At 57.0% G+C, this 16624-nt stretch carries 14 protein-coding genes; 6 read left to right on the top strand and 8 right to left on the bottom strand.

Annotated elements, in window-relative coordinates; genetic code table 11:
- Nucleotides 1-4: 4 nt before the first annotated feature.
- From M0G74_RS03285 to M0G74_RS03295, 3 genes are all read right to left on the bottom strand, one after another.
- Nucleotides 5-439: a biopolymer transporter ExbD gene (locus M0G74_RS03285; protein WP_248214459.1), complete on the bottom strand. Its 435-nt coding sequence runs from the start codon at nucleotides 437-439 to the stop codon at nucleotides 5-7.
- Complete coding sequence (locus M0G74_RS03290; RefSeq protein ID WP_248214463.1) at nucleotides 436-1134, bottom strand: MotA/TolQ/ExbB proton channel family protein; 699 nt, start codon at nucleotides 1132-1134, stop codon at nucleotides 436-438. Before M0G74_RS03290 ends, M0G74_RS03285 begins: the two co-directional genes overlap by 4 nt.
- Nucleotides 1135-1206: 72 nt before the next feature.
- On the bottom strand, nucleotides 1207-1878 hold the full coding sequence (locus M0G74_RS03295) for an energy transducer TonB (RefSeq protein ID WP_248214464.1): 672 nt from the start codon (nucleotides 1876-1878) through the stop codon (nucleotides 1207-1209).
- A gap of 209 nt (nucleotides 1879-2087) precedes the next feature.
- Here M0G74_RS03295 and M0G74_RS03300 point away from each other — a divergent pair, with 209 nt between their 5' ends.
- The 5 genes from M0G74_RS03300 (at nucleotide 2088) to M0G74_RS03320 (ending at nucleotide 6772) form a co-directional block, all read left to right on the top strand.
- Nucleotides 2088-4175, top strand: coding sequence for a TonB-dependent hemoglobin/transferrin/lactoferrin family receptor (locus tag M0G74_RS03300; protein ID WP_248214466.1), 2088 nt, complete (start codon nucleotides 2088-2090; stop codon nucleotides 4173-4175).
- Nucleotides 4176-4298: 123 nt separating this feature from the next.
- Nucleotides 4299-4811, top strand: coding sequence for a heme utilization cystosolic carrier protein HutX (gene hutX / locus M0G74_RS03305; protein WP_248214471.1), 513 nt, complete (start codon nucleotides 4299-4301; stop codon nucleotides 4809-4811).
- A 15-nt stretch (nucleotides 4812-4826) separates the two neighbouring features.
- A complete protein-coding gene (locus M0G74_RS03310; protein ID WP_248214476.1) occupies nucleotides 4827-5420 on the top strand; it encodes a pyridoxamine 5'-phosphate oxidase family protein in 594 nt (197 codons plus the stop codon).
- A 185-nt stretch (nucleotides 5421-5605) separates the two neighbouring features.
- On the top strand, nucleotides 5606-6013 hold the full coding sequence (locus M0G74_RS03315) for a hypothetical protein (protein WP_160152465.1): 408 nt from the start codon (nucleotides 5606-5608) through the stop codon (nucleotides 6011-6013).
- 192 nt (nucleotides 6014-6205) lie between these two features.
- Nucleotides 6206-6772: a hemerythrin domain-containing protein gene (locus M0G74_RS03320; RefSeq protein WP_248214479.1), complete on the top strand. Its 567-nt coding sequence runs from the start codon at nucleotides 6206-6208 to the stop codon at nucleotides 6770-6772.
- A 26-nt stretch (nucleotides 6773-6798) separates the two neighbouring features.
- Here M0G74_RS03320 and fnr read toward each other — a convergent pair whose 3' ends face one another.
- The 4 genes from fnr to M0G74_RS03340 form a co-directional block, all read right to left on the bottom strand.
- Nucleotides 6799-7533 (bottom strand): fumarate/nitrate reduction transcriptional regulator Fnr, encoded by a 735-nt coding sequence (fnr, locus tag M0G74_RS03325; protein WP_248214483.1) that lies wholly within the window; start codon nucleotides 7531-7533, stop codon nucleotides 6799-6801.
- A gap of 164 nt (nucleotides 7534-7697) precedes the next feature.
- A complete protein-coding gene (gene hemN, locus M0G74_RS03330; protein WP_248214490.1) occupies nucleotides 7698-9179 on the bottom strand; it encodes an oxygen-independent coproporphyrinogen III oxidase in 1482 nt (493 codons plus the stop codon).
- 121 nt (nucleotides 9180-9300) lie between these two features.
- Nucleotides 9301-10209, bottom strand: coding sequence for a 3-hydroxyisobutyrate dehydrogenase (mmsB, locus tag M0G74_RS03335; protein WP_248214503.1), 909 nt, complete (start codon nucleotides 10207-10209; stop codon nucleotides 9301-9303).
- Between the two features lie 89 nt (nucleotides 10210-10298).
- A complete protein-coding gene (locus M0G74_RS03340) occupies nucleotides 10299-11375 on the bottom strand; it encodes an enoyl-CoA hydratase/isomerase family protein (protein ID WP_248214505.1) in 1077 nt (358 codons plus the stop codon).
- Nucleotides 11376-11826: 451 nt separating this feature from the next.
- Here M0G74_RS03340 and ettA point away from each other — a divergent pair, with 451 nt between their 5' ends.
- Complete coding sequence (gene ettA, locus M0G74_RS03345) at nucleotides 11827-13491, top strand: energy-dependent translational throttle protein EttA (protein WP_248214508.1); 1665 nt, start codon at nucleotides 11827-11829, stop codon at nucleotides 13489-13491.
- Nucleotides 13492-13662: 171 nt separating this feature from the next.
- Here ettA and M0G74_RS03350 read toward each other — a convergent pair whose 3' ends face one another.
- Nucleotides 13663-16530, bottom strand: coding sequence for a TonB-dependent receptor (locus tag M0G74_RS03350; RefSeq protein WP_248214511.1), 2868 nt, complete (start codon nucleotides 16528-16530; stop codon nucleotides 13663-13665).
- Nucleotides 16531-16624: the final 94 nt, after the last annotated feature.

The following is a 16624-nucleotide window of genomic DNA, read 5'->3' on the forward strand; positions in this document are numbered from 1 at the left end:
GTGGTTACTGGGCAGCGTCTGGCTGCAAGGCAATTTCGGCCACTTCAATGCCCTGCTGCTGCAACAGCGCAAATAGATCGAGCATGCGCTGTACCGGTACATTGCGATCACTGGCCAGAGCCACCGGGCGTTCGGGGCCAGCTACCAACGCTGCCATCAGCGCCTGTTCAAATGCGTTCTGATTACTGTAGCCACGATCCTCGATGCCCCACAGATCCGGGCCGCGATTGGACAGGGAAATCGTTAGCGGATTGGACGGCATGGCCGCGCTGGCGCGCTCACTGGCGGGCAGATCCATAGGCAGTGAGGTCAGCCGCACATTGGCGGTGAGCAGCAGAAACACCAGTACGATAAAAATGATATCCAGCAGCGGCGTTAGATCCGGTGCCAGGTTGGCCAGGGAAAAATCCCGCTTACTGGGTGGATTGATATTGATCACTGCGCCACTACCGTCAGATCACAGTTCGATACAGGCACGCGCGGGGGCAACTCCCGCTTGCAGGCACAGGGGTCCAACCCTTCCAGCCAGAGGTTCCCACGATTGAACAGGTGCTCCAGATCCGCCACCGTGCGGTCGCTCCAGATCGCCAGCAGGTGCGCACCGGCAATGGCCGGAAGTGCGACCATCAAACCCGCGGCGGTGGTATGCATCGCCATACCCAGACCGTCGGCCAGCAGCGCCGGGGTCACTGCTTCATGGCTGCCTGACAGGCCGGCAAACATACCAATCAACCCGAGCACTGTGCCCAAAAGCCCCATCAGCGGGCTGATAATGCCGATCACCATCAACAGGCGCAGGCCGCTGTGCAACCGCCGACGCTGCTCCTGCAGCCAGACCGCGGCCACCTCTTCGCGCTGCATTTTTTCCGTATTCCGGTGCTGCAACAGCAGGGCGGTGGCGCGGCTTGCCAAGGCGCGCTCCCCCTCACACTGCTGCGCCAGCTGATCCAGCCCGGACTCTGCAGTGCACTGCAGACGCTTGAAGGATTCACTGATTCCACGGTGCCCGGTTGTCAGCAGAAACCACAGGCGCTCGCCCAGCAACGCCAGCGCCACCATCGAGACCAACAATAACGGCCAGCCCATGGGGCCCAGCTGGGAAAAAAACTCTGACCAGGTTTGATGTACGAACATATTTCACTCGTTGATCTGGCGCCGTCTCTGCAGTGCCGCCAATTGTTTACAGCGGATAGTTACAACGGATAGTTACAGCGAAAAGCGGATTGGCAGCTGCACCCGCGACAGGCGCGCGCGGCCGTTTTCCCGATAGGGCAGAAAGTGCCAGCGCGCCACCGCCCGCAGTGCAGCCTCATCGAGACTGTCCACACCGGACGACTGCAATAACCTGCGCACCACTTGCGTGCCCGAGGCATCCAGCTGTACCTCCACCACAACCGTGCCCTGCTGCCGGCGCTGCCGCGCCAGCTCGGGGTAAACCGGTGCATCGGGCGGACTGGCGAACGCAGGGCGCTCCACCAGCACCGGAATATCGCTCAGGCTCTGCTGTTGCATTCGTTCAACTGCCTGTGTCGGGGCCTGCGACACACTCGCCACTGGCGTCATATCGGCAGTCTCCTGTGCCTCTTGCCGCTCTCGCTTCTCTTGCCTCTCTCCCGCCTCTTCCGAGACTTCCGCTACTGGCGTCGGATTTGACTCTGGCTTTAGATCAGGCGCATCCGTCACCTGTGCTTTCTTCGACGGTGCTTTCTCCGGCGGCTGCGGCTGTGTCTGCGGCTGAGATTGTTCCGCCCCAGGCGCCAACTTCAGCTGCCCCAGTTTCAATGCCACCGCAGCCGAGGGCGCCGGAACTTCCGTCGCCGGCTTTGCCCACAGCAACCACCCGTGCAGTGCAAAGGAACAGATCAGCATCACTGTCATGCGCACTCGCACGGGCATTCCTCGTTCACGTTTTTTGGCTGACCACAGGTTAGCAATCCGCCCAAATAAACTCAAACGATAATTGTTAGCATTTACAATTAGGTTATTTGTACATATTCTTTGGCGCAACCGCAGGCTGTCGCTCGTACAAAAAACGACCGAGTGCGCAAGCAGCTGAACTGCGCAGAAAACAATTTGGGAATGCACAAATGCACAAAGGGGGCACCGCCATGGGCCAGATCAAGACTCTGAAACTCCAACCTCTCGCCGCCGCACTGCTGGCGCTGGGTGCCAGTAACACATTGGCACAGGCAGCAGACACCGCGCACAGTGATCAACCGGTAATCCAGTTTGGCGAAGTAGTTGTCGCCGCAGACCGCAACCCGGCCGCGACGGAAAAAGACGCGCGCACGGTGGTTGTCGAGCGCGAACAGCTGGAAGAGCAGCAACCGGAATCCATCGCCCAGGCACTGAAATATGAACCCAACATTCAGGTGGAAGGCGGCCCGCGCTACTCCAACCAGGCACCCAATATTCGCGGCCTGTCCGGCGTGCGCGTATTGCAGACCATCGACGGTGCGCGCCAGAACTTTAACTCCGGCCACCGCGGCACTTACCAGCTGGACCCGGAACTGCTGAAGCAGGTCGAAGTGAAAAAGGGCCCGGCATCCAGCCTCTGGGGCTCCGGCGCCATCGGCGGCGTGGTGGCCCTGTCGACCAAAAACGCCAGCGACTTGCTGAAAAACGGTGAAACCTTTGGCGGCTACCTGAAGGAAGAATTGGGCAGTAATGGCGACTCTACCGAAACCACCGCGGCGATCTACGGCCAATCCGGCAAGTTCGACTATCTGGTAAACGGGACTGTTTCCGAGCGCGACAATCTGGAGATTGGCGGCGGCGAAGAGTTAGCGGACAGCGCCAGTGATAACACCGCCCTGCTCCTCCGTGGCGGCGCCCAGATCAGCGATAGCCAGCGCTTCGATGTCATCTTCCGCCACAACAATCGCGAAGAAGGTGTGCCGTCCAATCCCAACGCCAATGTGGGCACCAGCTCGCCGTTTATCGAACGCGACATTACCGACCAGAACCTGACCGCCAGCTATCTGGTACAGGCATTGGACGGTAAACACACGTCGAAATTCACCGTGTATCGCAACGACACCCAGTTCGACGAATTCCGTCCGACCCAGGGACAAAACGGCCAAAATGACAACACCGAAGTGAACACCACCGGTATTACCATCACCAATGCCAGTGACGGTTTCGGCGCCCAGTGGGTCTACGGCCTCGACTGGTACCGGGACGACGTCACCACCGTGCGCGACGGCGACAACCGGCCGGAAGATATGAACGCGGACTCCGAGGTACTGGGCTTCTACGCCCAGGCGGACTTCACTTTTGCCGACCTGCTGACCCTGACCCCCGGGGTGCGCTACGACCGCTTTGAAGCAAGCAGCAAACAGCTGGCGGATTCCGCCCGCGAAGACAGCGCGGTATCCCCGTCCATCGCCGCCTCCGTCAAAGCCAGCGACTGGATGAACCTGACCGCCAGCTACGCCAGAGCCTTCCGGGCACCGGGGGTGGAAGAGATGTACACCCAGGGCACCCACTACGCCTACGGTGATTTCAGCTTTATGGGTATGGGATTCCTCGCCAACACCTTTATCCCCAACCCGGATCTGGCAGCAGAAGAAGCGCAGAATACCGAGCTGCGCGCAGACTTTGCCTTCAGCGGCCTCGCCAGTGACAGCGACCAGCTGACCGCCAGTGCCGCGGTGTTCCGCAACAAGGTGGATAACTTTATCGAGCAGGTGGTCACCAATCCGCACTTCATGTTTGGCTTCCCCATGAACACCACCTACCAGAATGTGGACCAAGCAGAACTGAAAGGCTTTGAACTGGGCGCCAACTACCGGCTGAACGACCTGGAACTGGGCCTGAGCTACGGCCAGACCGAGGGCAAGGACCTGTCAGATGACAGCTACCTGAGCAATATCCCCGCCGACAAGTGGGTGCTGGACCTGGGTTACTACTTCCTGCAACGCGACCTGAAAACCGGCCTGCGTACCTCACTGGTCTCCGCCCAGGATCAGTTGCCGGACGACGAAGCCCGCGAGTTCGACAGCTACACTCTGGCGGATGCCTATGTGACCTGGGAACCGGCCACCGGAAACCTCAACGGCCTGAAGCTGGGGCTGGCGCTGGATAACCTGGCGGACGAGGAGTATCGGGTCGCCTTCCAGCAGCTGTATATGCCCGGACGCAACATTAAGCTTTCTGCCAGTTACCGCTTCTGATCCCTTGTTCATTTGCCGGGGAACGGAGTGCGAGTCGGGCCGATTGTCTGCGGCCCGCCATTTGCACTTGCAAAGCCCGTATTCAAGACATCTTTCATTAAGACATTGCCGGAAAACCGAATCATGCAACAACAGGTACAGGAATTACTGGCCAGCGAACCGGGCCATACCCTGGAGCAGATGGCAAAACAGCTCGACACCAGCGTGCGGCAAATCATCGCCAACCTGCCCGCAGACATGGCCTCACTTGCCGGCAGCGAAGCGGTGTGGCAACTGATTGAAGAACTGCCCAACTGGGGCAAGGTCACCACCATCGTGCAGAACGAGGGCTCGGTGTTCGAATTCAAAGGGGAATTCCCCAGGGGCAGCATCGCCCACGGCTACTACAACTTCATGCACCACAAAAACCCCTTCCACGGTCACCTGCTGGTGGACGGCTTGAGTGAAGTGGCCTTTGTGAGCAAACCCCACCGCGGGGCCGAGAGCCATTCCATCGTATTCCTGGCCCCCAGTGGCAATTGTGTATTCAAGGTATTTCTGGGACGGGATGCAGAGCGCAAACTGATCTCGGAACAGGTTGCTCGTTTTAACGCTTTAAAGCAGCAGCTGGCAGGCGCCGGCGCTGAACATTCCTGACGGGGGATTCTGATCATGACCGAACAGAACAACAGTAACATCGACAATCAAGCCGGCACGCCACAAGCCGATCCACAAACCAGTGCACCCAAGACCAATGACGGCGCCGACCTGGTCGCTGAAGTGCGCGACTTCATCGCCACCCGCAAGCTACTGAACCTGGCGAGCCTGACACCAGAGGGGCACCCACACGCGAGCACCGCGCCCTTTCTGGCCGCCGATGGACACTTTTACCTGTTTATTTCCGACCTTTCCGAACATGCAGCCAACCTGAAAGCTAACCGTAAGGCTTCTGTGATATTTAATGCAGATGAAGCGGATACCAAGCAGGCGTTTGCGCGTTTGCGGGTGACGTTCAATGTGGAGGCGGGCCTGATCGGCCGTGAGGCGCCTCTCTGGCAGGAGCGCATTGAACAACTGCGGGAGAAGTTTGGCCCGGTTATGGATCACCTGAAAGGCCTGGAAGATTTCCACCTGTTTGAACTGAAGCCCAGCGCCGGGCGCTACGTCAAAGGCTTTGGCCAGGCGTACGCGCTGGAAGGCCTGGAAAAACAGGTCGCCTTGCACCTGAAAGACGGCCACAAGGAAAAGAACAGCGACGCAGCCTGAACACTCCGGGTGTTCACTGCACACCGGCGCCCTGTGTGGCGCCGGACTTTATAATGCCTTCTCCCCTCCGCTTCCCGATTGCTGTTCTGACAGTTTTTTCCTGCCCGCGGTACCGCTGCAACCAAACTGAAACGCTTCTGCAACCCTCACTTGCTATTTTGGTAACAAATAACCAAAGAGTAATAATGATGTCGTCAAAAAAGAGCTTACTGCTTCCCCTGCTGTTCCTTTCCGCCTGTGCCGCCAATCCGCCGCAACAAACGCTCACCGTCAGCGGCACCCTGATCGAGGAAAACGGCAAGTTCTTCCTGCAGGCAGAGGAAGAGCGCTACCACCTGAACCGCATGCCCCAGCTGCGTTACCAGAACTACCTGGGCCAGCAATTGTTGATCAAGGGTGAAGTTCCAAACAATTGCCAGCAGGTATGGAAGGACTCCATTGTGCAGGTACAAGGCGGCGCGGAAATCGTGGATATGAATAAGGTCGACTGGTCCGAGTGCCTGGTGGCCGACAAGGTCAGCCTGGTAACCGCGGATGGCCCGAAGCTGGTGTACGACTGGGAACAGATCGATCTGCAGGATTATTACTTCTAACGTCACTGAGGCCCCCAGGCTTCACCTTTCCTCACCTCCCTTCGATAGCACTCGCTTTGCGCTGTCGACGCAAGCCGCGACACGATATTGTCGCGGCTTGATTCAGATCAAGCTCTCCCTCTGACAGCAGACAACAATGAAGTTGTCGATTGTCACTAACCGTCATGGAAGCGAAAAATGAAGAGGCGAGAGATGAATAATATCTACCGACAGCTCTGCAATGACCACAAACACATGCAAAACCTACTGGATGTGTTTGAACATTTGCTCCACGAACTGGGAAAACAAGATCGGGATCCCGCAACCTTGAGCATGATCCTGGAGGCACTGGATTACTTTTCTGTCTATCCCGACCAGTGGCACCACCCGGTGGAAGATTTGGTGTTCGAACAATTGCTCAGCAAGCCTGTGGAAATCCGCGATGTGGTTGCGAGGATCACCGCGGAACACAGCGCGATTGCCGAAGCCACCCGCACAATGAACCAGCTGTTTTACGCAGTAGCCAACGATGCCGCTGTGGAACGGGAACGACTGTTCAGCACCGCACAGAACTATATTTCCCTGCAGCGCGAACACATGAAGAAAGAAAATGAAATTTTGCTGCCGCTGGTCAATCAATATCTGACAGACAACGACTGGAATAAAGTAACCGCCACCCTGGCGAACCGACAAAGCGGACATTTTCACCAGGGCGTGAAGCAGCTATACGAAGCCATCTATCAGGATCTTGCAGGGCAAGAACTGGCGGTTGCCTACTGATTGCAGCCAATAAAATGGCCGGTATTCTATCCGTTCTCGTAACTGCAGTGGGTGCCAGCAAGCTCACTAAGGGCAATTAGATCCAGAATCTTGATTGCCCTGCCCTGCGCCAGAATAAGGCCCTGTTTTTGAAAGCGCGACATAAGGCGGCTGACGGTTTCTGCGGTCAACCCCAGGTAGTTCGCGATATCCATACGCTGCATGGAAAGCTTGAATTCACTGGCGGAGTAGCCACGTCGCGCATAGCGGCTGGAGATATTGATCAGGAGTGCTGCAAGACGGCTCTCCGCGGAGCGCTTGCCAAGCAGTAGCAACACGTCGTTGTCCTGCTTCAGTTCTTCGGAAAATATGTTGTAAATCTGCTTTTGCAGTGCGGGCACCTGCTGCGCCAGATTTTCCAGCTGAGTGAATGGCAGTACACACACACTGCTTTCTTCCAGCGCTTCCGCATAACCAGGGTGGGAACCACTGCTGTACGCATCCAGCCCCAGCAATTCACCGGGTAATGCAAAATGGGTCACCTGGGTGTCACCGTCGGCGCCAATCACCGCAGACTTGAAGCTGCCCGAGCGAATGGCATAGAGATTGGAAAAGGGATCACCGGCGCGAAACAGGGTGTCGCCGGCTTTGAGGATTTTTTTCTTGCGCGAGACCTGCTCCAGGCGCTGGATATCTTCCTCACTCAATCCCACCGGCAGACACAACCTTCTGACAGAGCAGTTTCCGCAATTGACCACTGGTGAGGATTTCGGCATCGTCATTTCCACTTCCACTATTCGATGACTATTTCGTCGATGAACTGTTCGTCGATAAGTTTTTCGATCGATCTTTCGCCCATTCTTTCGCGGCAGCTTTCGAAAGAAATTCCCAATTCAGGGGCGCTTCCCCGCCCCGTCCATTCTGGAATTATATCTCCAGCAACCGATTAAAGCACACGGGAGTACTGAGCTGCGGATTCCCCGGTGTGCAAGTGCCGGTCAAAAGCGGCGGCAATATTGCGCAGGAACCAGCGACCGCGCTCAGTGACCACCAGGTCTTGCGCTGATTCCCGTATCAGCCCGTCCGCAATCAGAGGGCGTAAGCGGGCCAGATCCGCGGCAAAATACTGCCGGAACGGCGTGTTTGTGCGCAGCTCCAGCGCGCGCTTTTCCACCCGGAGATGACACATCAACTCCATGATCAGCCACTGCCGCGCGCGGTCGTCATCATCGAGCGACCAGCCCCGGCAGATGGCCTCGCCGCGCTCGGCAATGGCCGTCGCATACTCCTTCTGGCCGTGGTGGTTCTGCCAATAGCCATCGCGGCTGTAGCTGATGGCCGAGGCACCAAGGCCGATCAGCGCGTCAGCGGGCATCAATGTATAGCCCTGGAAATTGCGTGCGAGGCGCCCATCGTCGGCGGCCGCGGCAAGGGGGTCTTCCGGGCGGGAAAAATGGTCCATACCGAGAAACCGGTAACCTGCATTTGTCAGCCGCTGTGTCGCGGCAAGCTGCATATCGATTTTTGCCTGCGGTGACGGAATCAGGTCGGAGTCGATCAGGCGTTGCGCCTTGAATCGGTGTGGCAGATGCGCGTAGTGATACAAAGCAATACGATCCGGTGCCAACTCAATCACCTTATCGATGGTGCGCTCCAGGCTTTGCACGTCCTGCCCGGGCAGACCGTAGATCAGGTCATAGGAAATGGAGCCAAAGCCCCGCGCCCGCGCGGCATCAGTCAGAGTGCGGACCTGCTGCGGCGTGCAGATTCGGTTGATCGCCCTTTGCACCTCCGGATTGAAATCCTGGATGCCCATACTCAGGCGATTGAAACCGAGTGTTTGTAGCGTATCCAGGGTTTCCAGTTCCAGCACCCGCGGATCCGCTTCCACACTGTATTCCACGTCCTCTCCGGGGCGAAGGTCAAACACTTCCCCGAGCCCCCTCACCAGCCGCGTCAGATCACCGTCGTTCAGATAGGTGGGCGTACCACCACCGAGGTGCAATTGAGTCACAAGCACTCGTGCGACGCGCTCCCGATACCACTGCGCCTCAGCAAGTACACGCTCCAGGTAGCTGGAAGCCAGACCATACTGCTGGGTAATCACCTTGTTGCAGGCACAGAAGTAACAGAGGGAACGGCAGAATGGGATATGCACATAGAGCGACAGGGAGCTCACGTCTCGCAATGCTTCCCAGGGCTTGCCACTTCCGTTGGCCACGCGCGCCTCACGATCGGCATGCAGCGGCGTAAACCGGTCGGCGGTGGGATACGACGTGTAGCGAGGACATGGGCCCGCGTAACGCGCCAGCAGTTCAGGAGAAAGATCTTCGGAAGCGGTTCCCGAGGCCAAGGAACCAGAGGAACCGCGGATACAAGGAGTATCGCTGCTGCGAGAAGGGGCGCTGTCCAAGCGATTTGAGGCCATTTACGCGTAACCTGTGATCCGGTGCTGAATGAGCGGGAAACTATGGGATCGCGCAAAGTTACCGGGCCACGGATTACCGGCGCTTGATTTAGATCAAGCGCCGGCAGGTTGGTCGCGGCATTCAGTTTCCGACAGGGCGCCGGAACAGATTCTGGATACTGGAAAAATCCAGCGACCTATTGAGGTCATCGCCACCGTGCAGCTGGTAGAGGTTTTTCGCCAGCGCACCCAGCGGTGTCGAGGATGCACTGCCAGCGGCGGTATCCATGGCGAGCCCCAGATCTTTCAGCATCAGGGCCACGGAGAAACCACCCTGGTAGTCCCGTGAGGCCGGCACATTTTCCATTACCCCCGGGTAGGGATTGTACTTTTCCAGTGACCAGTTGCCGCCGGAGCTGGCGCTCATAATCTGCGACAGCACCTGCGGGTCCAGCCCGCTATCCACCCCCAGCTGCAAAGCCTCCGCGGTGCCGATCATATGAATGGCCAGCAGCATGTTGTTGCAGATTTTGGCGACCTGGCCGCTGCCGGCGGGGCCGGCATGAAAAATATTTGCGCCCATGGCCTCCAGCACCGGACGCGCCCTCTCCAGGGTTTGGTCGTCACCACCGCACATAAACGACAGAGTCCCTGCCGCGGCGGCGGCGGTGCCACCGGAGACTGGGGCATCCAGCGCGTCGATACCGCGCTCAGCCGCTGCGGCGATCACCTGGCGGGCGTCGTTTGCGGCAATGGTGGAGCAGTCAATGAGCAGGGTTTCCCGATCCATCCCCTGCAATAAACCCTGCGCCCCGAGATACAGCGCACGCACCGCTTCACCACTGGGCAGCATGGAAACCACCGCGTCGGCGCCGTCACTCGCCGCTTCCGCGCTTTCGCCGCGCAGGCAACCATTGGACACTGCGCTTTCGAGCATCGGTACCGACAGGTCAAAGGCCGTTACTGCAAAACCCTTTTTCACCAGGTTTGCGGCCATGGGGCCGCCCATATTACCGAGGCCGATAAACGCGATCTTTTTGATTGACTGCATGTTTTTTCCCTCTCATTTTTATTGTTACTTTTTTATTGTTACTTTCCATTATTTTTACTTCCGGTTAGATAACCCCGACCGTCGCTCAATCAGGGTGCAGTAAAACAGGCCTCCACCTGTTCCGCTGTGACCTCTGCCAGGATTGCCGGTTGCCACTGCGGATTGCGATCTTTATCGATCAGCAGTGCACGCACCCCCTCCTTTACCTGACCATTAGCGCACATATTCACCGCCAGTATTTTTTCCATTTCCAGCACCTCCTGCAGCGACAGATGTTTGCCGCGCTTCAGCTGCTCCCAGACGACCCATGCGGTTAACGGACAGCCAGCCCTGAGGGTTTTGGCAGCCCGTTGCAGCCACTCATCATCACCGGCGTATGCAACAATCTGTTGATAGACCTCCGGCAGGGTGGCGCCTTCGGTGAGCTGCTGGATCACATCGTAGTGGGCGCGCACATTGGAATCCGGCTGCTGGTCGGCGGGCATTTCAGAGGCCTTGAGCAGGCGGCTTACCAGCGCGCGATTGTGTTCCGGGTCGCTATTGAACCCGGCCTCTACGAGGGCGCCAAAGACCGCATCCTTGCTCCCGGAGGCAACCAGGCGATCCGCCATACCGGTATAGATGGCATCGGCACCGTTAAACTGGGCACCGGTCAGGCCGAGGAACAGGCCAATGCGACCGGGCATACGGTTCAGAAACCAGCTGCCGCCCACATCGGGAAAGAGACCGATGGTGATTTCGGGCATGGCCATACGCGTGGTTTCGGTGACCACGCGGTGGCTGGCGCCATTCATGATACCGATACCGCCGCCCATGACGATACCGTTGCCCCAGACGATGATGGGTTTTGGGTAGGTGTGGATCTGGTAGTCGAGGTGGTATTCGCGGGAAAAAAACGCTTCCACAAACTCACTGGCGCCTTCGTCTTCGTAGCTGCCGGATTCCCGGTGCAGCGCTACCACGTCGCCACCGGCACACAGGGCTTTGTCACCAGCGCCCTCTATCCAGATACAGGCGACACTGTCGTCCTGCTGCCACTGTTCCAGCTGTGCGGCCATCAGGTCGATCATGTCGAGGTTGAGGGCATTGAGGGCTTTGGGCAGATTAAGCGTCAATTTGCCAACGGGGCCCTGGCGCTCAACGATTACGGGTAAATCCTGGGTCATACTGGTTCCCGGCTGTTTATTTGGGGCCAAGTTAAACATAGATGGGTTGGTGGTGGCATTACCTGCCCTATCACGCCACCCAACTGGTTATTGTATCGGACAGGTTTGTGGTCCGTTTTTAAGCAGGCCCTGTGGCGGCGGAGCACCGGGTAAAGGTTTTCAAAACCGCTGTGAATACATCCCTGTACGCTGCGTCGGCGACTTCCCTGTCGCCGACGCTTTTGAAAACCTTTACCCGCCACTCCACCTTCGCATTGAAGTGATGCACTTCGTAGTCTTATATCGCTAGAGCTTGGTGAGCCCTCGACACTTCGATGCAAAGGCGCTGCTACCGAACGACCCAATTACCACAACAGGGCCCAGCCCCAAGGCCCGAAGAAAGTGCAGGTTGAAGTTTTCCAACAAACTGCTAACTTGCGCCCAAATTCTGACCGACTGGAATCGAGCTCTAATGGCTGAATACGTCTATACAATGAACCGCGTGGGCAAGGTTGTTCCGCCTAAACGCGAAATTTTGAAAGATATTTCCCTGTCCTTCTTCCCTGGCGCCAAAATTGGCGTGCTGGGTCTGAACGGTGCCGGTAAATCCACTCTGCTGCGCATCATGGCCGGTGTGGATCAGGACTATAACGGTGAAGCCCGCGCCATGCCGGGTATCAACGTGGGCTACCTGCCCCAGGAACCGCAGCTGGATCCCGCCAAGACCGTGCGCGGCAACGTCGAAGACGGCATGCGCGAGGCCATTGATGCCCTCGCCGGCCTCGACCAGGTCTACGCCGAATACGCCGAGCCGGATGCCGACTTCGATGCGCTGGCCAAGAAACAGCAGAAGTTTGAAGACATCATCCAGGCCTGGGATGCGCACAATATGGAGCACCGTCTGGAAGTAGCCGCCGATGCTCTGCGCCTGCCGCCCTGGGATGCGGACGTAAACAACCTGTCCGGTGGTGAAAAGCGCCGTGTAGCCCTGTGCCGCCTGCTGCTTTCCCGCCCCGACATGCTGCTGCTGGACGAACCGACCAACCACCTGGATGCGGAATCCGTATTCTGGCTCGAACGCTTCCTGCACGACTTCGACGGCACCGTGGTGGCTATCACCCACGACCGCTACTTCCTCGACAACGTCGCCGGCTGGATTCTGGAACTGGACCGCGGCTACGGTATTCCCTGGGAAGGTAACTACACCACCTGGCTGGAACAGAAAGAGAAGCGTCTGGAGCAGGAACAGAAAGGCGAGCAGGCCCGCGCCAAGGCCATGCAGAAAGAACTGGAGTGGGCCCGTCAGAACCCCAAAGGCCGCCAGTCCAAAAACAAAGCCCGTCTGTCCCGCCTGGAAGAAATGCAGTCCCAGGAATTCCAGGCTCGCAACGAGACCAACGAGATTTACATTCCGCCGGGTGAGCGCCTAGGCGACAACGTGATCGAGCTGGTGAATGTGAGCAAGGCCTTCGGCGATCGCGTGCTGATCGACAACCTGTCGTTCCGTGTACCCAAGGGTGCCATCGTCGGTATCGTCGGTGGTAACGGCGCCGGTAAATCCACCCTGTTCCGCATGATCAACGGCACCGAGAAGCCGGATTCCGGTGAGATCAAAATCGGTGAAACCGTACAGATCGCCAGCGTCGACCAGAGCCGCGAAAACCTGGACGACAACAAGACCGTGTGGGAAGCCGTTTCCGACGGTCAGGACATTCTCAAGATCAACAACTACGAAGTGGGCTCGCGCAACTACATCGGCCGTTTCAACTTCAAGGGCAGTGATCAGCAGAAACGCGTGGGCGAGCTTTCTGGTGGTGAACGCGGCCGCCTGCACCTGGCCTACACCCTGAAGCAGGGTGCCAACGTACTGCTGCTGGATGAGCCGTCCAACGACCTAGATATCGAAACCCTGCGCGCCCTGGAAGAAGCCCTGCTGAGTTTCCCCGGTTGCGCCATGGTGATCTCGCACGATCGCTGGTTCCTCGACCGTGTGGCGACCCACATCCTGGCCTACGAAGGTGACAGTAACGTGGTGTTCTTTGAGGGCAACTACACTGAGTACCACGAGGACTTTGTGGAACGCAATGGTGAGAATGCCACGCCGCACCGGATGCAGTACAAGAAGCTGAAGACCTGATTTTTTTCAGCGACTTAATGTAAAAAGCCCGCATTTTGCGGGCTTTTTTCTATCTTTCTGATGGGCAATAAAAAAGCCAGCCTCAGAGAGGCTGGCTAAAGTAAGAGAGGTTTGCCAATTGCACAACCAAACAGCTGCGCAATTGGCAATTTTTTATATCAACCGATCAGATCAGTTGAAGTCGTAGCGAACGCCGAAGCGGATGCTGCGCGGCTCTTGGTAGTAGACCGGCATACCATAGAACTCGTTCGGCGCAGTAGTGCCATCCTGGTCGCCAACCTCCTGAGTCTCCAAGACGGTGTCATTGTCAAAGATGTTGAAGATATCCATGGACAGCAGCAGCTTCTGACCGTTTGCCATTTCGATCGGGTACTGTGCATTCAGATCAAGATTCCAGTAGGTATCTGTACGACCCTGGCTAGCACGCTTAGCGAACTCTCCCTGACAGTAGAAGGACTCAGAACCATACGCCTGCGCAAACCCATCAGTCGGGTGCATACCGAAACAGTTCTGCGGACGACCGGTCTGCCACATGAAGTTGGCGCCCATACGCAGGCCCATATCAAAGGCGTAAGTACCGAATGCCTTCACTGTGTGGCGACGGTCGTTCGGCAGATCACCGTAACCACCATCCAGCAGTCCCGGCTGGTCGAAGTTGGTAGTCAGACCGGAGTCGGTCTGGCCATTATCGGAGCGTACGCCACCTTCGTTGTTACCCCAGCTGTGGCCCCAGGTATAGGACGCATCCAGAGACCATTTGCCATCGAATGGACGGGCAAAGGTAAGCTCAACCGCGCCGTACTGGCGTTGGGCTTCCGGGTATCCCAGCTGGCCAGCGCTCAGGTCAACAAATTCGCCCATCTCCGGAATGAAGATACGCATTTCGTTGCCCGGGTTGGTCAGTACGTACTGATGGAAACCACCAAATACGTCTTCAACCGAAGCACCGCCTACTTTGGACGCATCCCAGGAGCCGGTGGAGTTGTAGTAATCGATTACTGCAGCATCGATCGCCACGTCTTCGATGGAGGTTTCCAGGTTGCGGTAGATACCTTTGGCACCCAGGATGTACCCCTGCTCGGTCGCGATTTCATAGCCCAGGATGAACTCGGACTGATACATCGGCTCGATATTAGTATCTACCAGGCTGCGGGTATCAGGAATAGTACCGTCAGCGTAGTAACCCAGACCTTCAGAGGCACCCAGATTACACGGTGTGGCATCCGCATTCAGACACTCGCCATCCCATTCGAAGAACTCGTAGGTGTAGAGCTCTTGGCCAGCCATACGAATGTTGGTGTTAGTAGCGATAGGAAGGTAGTAGGTACCCCAGTTGGCAAACACTTTCTGGTTACCAGCACCAGTCGGATCCCAAACTACAGACAGGCGGGGCGCCCACTGGTCATCAACTTCGATAAACGCATCACCGGCAACATTTTTATTGGTGAAGGTTTCGTTGCGCAGACCAGCCTGCAGGGTCAGGGTATCAGTGATATCCCAAGTATCCTGGATATAGAATGCATCGGACTCGGTTTCGAAGTTACCCTGGTTCTGGTAAATCCGCTGACGCGCCAGATTCAGGTCCGGGTACAGACGCCAGTACATGCCACCAGAGTAGTAAGTATTTTCAGAAAGGCTGTTGGATTCGTTATCCAGACCGACCTCGATGAAATGATCGTTCAGATCCCAGGAGAAATCGATACGAGTCATTTTGCGGTTATCGACGCCTTCGGAAACGCTGGTATCTACCCAGTCACCGATCGCCTGCAGGCCACCCTGATCCCAGTAAACCCACGGTGAATCGGAATTATCAGGAACGTTGCTGCGGTCCGCTTCGTTTTCACCATAGGATACGGACAACGTCATGGTGTCGGTCAGGTTACCGACATAAGTAGCAATCCAGTTGGTACCACCGCGCGAGTAAGTAGTATTACCCAGGAAGTCACCAGTGGTATTAGTCTCTGCATCGTACGCGTACGCAGCTTCTACTGTCTCGCGTTCATCACTGAAAGCAGTGAATTCCACGCGGTGATCTTCAGTGATATAGCCGTCAAGCTTGAGGCCCCAGAAATCACCATCGGTCTCTGCCTTATAACCACGGCCGCTAGTCATACCGTAGTATTCCTCGTTCTCTACGTTGCTGCTATACAGCCCGTAGAAGAACAGACGATCCGGAATGATGGCACCAGACGCGTAAACATTCGCCTCGGTGTTATCCAGGCTGTCTTTATCGTTAACCGCGGAATAGGTATTCGGGGAGGTTTCCAGCTGCTCATCGTAGTAGAAGCTGGAGCCGAATTTGAATTCGTTGGTACCGCTCTTGGTAGTGGCGTTCATTACACCACCGGTAGAACGACCGAACTTGGCTGAATATCCGCCGGTTTTAACCTGAATGTTGTCGTAGAACTCGAACGGTACTTTGGAGAAACCCAGACCGTCGCGGAAATTAGTGGTGTTCAGGCCGTTGATATAGCTCACGTTCTCAGAAACGGAAGCGCCCGCAAAACTCGCGTTATCACCGAAGGTACGGTCGCCTTTGGAAACACTCGGAGCCAGCATGGTAACGGAGGTCAGGTCACGGGCCACCGGCAGTTCGTTCAGCTCTTCAGCAGAAATTACCATGCCGGATTCCGCGATACCCACATCAACCTGGGCAATACGCTCACCGGTAACCAGAACTTCTTCTACACCAGTGCTGTCGCCCAGGTAGATAGTGGTGGTACCACCGAGACCAACTACCGCGTCTTGGGTGTCGATCAGTTCACCGTTCTCAAAAACCTGCAGCTGGTACTTACCCGGAGTCAGGCTGCCAAAACGGAAGCTGCCGTCTGCAGAAGCGCTGACTTCTTTGGTAACACCGCGCGCGGTATCGGTCAGCTTGATGACAGAGCTGGACTCGGCACCAATAACGGAACCACGGATGGTACCGGTGGTGTCGTCAGCCAGTACGGAAGGAGCGCCAACAATAGTGGCGGCACCAATAGCCAGCGCCAGGGCGCTGCGAGCGAGGTTGTGACGCAGATTGCGAGTAGAACTCATTATAGAGACCCCCTTTGGTCATCGTTTTTTTAGAGTTAGTCGTATATGGCCGCCCCCAGCGGCCATATGCCCAACACATATCTCTAAACGGACG

The organism is Microbulbifer sp. CAU 1566, from assembly GCF_023156515.1.
Lineage (GTDB): Bacteria > Pseudomonadota > Gammaproteobacteria > Pseudomonadales > Cellvibrionaceae > Microbulbifer.

What these genes read in the sequence shown, in the direction of transcription:
- M0G74_RS03300 (WP_248214466.1), top strand. Translation starts at nt 2,088, where the DNA reads ATGCACAAAGGGGGCACCGCCATGGGCCAGATCAAGACTCTGAAACTC.
- ettA (WP_248214508.1), top strand. Translation starts at nt 11,827, where the DNA reads ATGGCTGAATACGTCTATACAATGAACCGCGTGGGCAAGGTTGTTCCG.
- M0G74_RS03320 (WP_248214479.1), top strand. Translation starts at nt 6,206, where the DNA reads ATGAATAATATCTACCGACAGCTCTGCAATGACCACAAACACATGCAA.
- hutX (WP_248214471.1), top strand. Translation starts at nt 4,299, where the DNA reads ATGCAACAACAGGTACAGGAATTACTGGCCAGCGAACCGGGCCATACC.
- mmsB (WP_248214503.1), bottom strand. Translation starts at nt 10,209, where the DNA reads ATGCAGTCAATCAAAAAGATCGCGTTTATCGGCCTCGGTAATATGGGC.
- M0G74_RS03340 (WP_248214505.1), bottom strand. Translation starts at nt 11,375, where the DNA reads ATGACCCAGGATTTACCCGTAATCGTTGAGCGCCAGGGCCCCGTTGGC.
- M0G74_RS03310 (WP_248214476.1), top strand. Translation starts at nt 4,827, where the DNA reads ATGACCGAACAGAACAACAGTAACATCGACAATCAAGCCGGCACGCCA.
- M0G74_RS03295 (WP_248214464.1), bottom strand. Translation starts at nt 1,878, where the DNA reads ATGACAGTGATGCTGATCTGTTCCTTTGCACTGCACGGGTGGTTGCTG.
- M0G74_RS03290 (WP_248214463.1), bottom strand. Translation starts at nt 1,134, where the DNA reads ATGTTCGTACATCAAACCTGGTCAGAGTTTTTTTCCCAGCTGGGCCCC.
- M0G74_RS03315 (WP_160152465.1), top strand. Translation starts at nt 5,606, where the DNA reads ATGATGTCGTCAAAAAAGAGCTTACTGCTTCCCCTGCTGTTCCTTTCC.
- hemN (WP_248214490.1), bottom strand. Translation starts at nt 9,179, where the DNA reads ATGGCCTCAAATCGCTTGGACAGCGCCCCTTCTCGCAGCAGCGATACT.
- fnr (WP_248214483.1), bottom strand. Translation starts at nt 7,533, where the DNA reads ATGACGATGCCGAAATCCTCACCAGTGGTCAATTGCGGAAACTGCTCT.
- M0G74_RS03350 (WP_248214511.1), bottom strand. Translation starts at nt 16,530, where the DNA reads ATGAGTTCTACTCGCAATCTGCGTCACAACCTCGCTCGCAGCGCCCTG.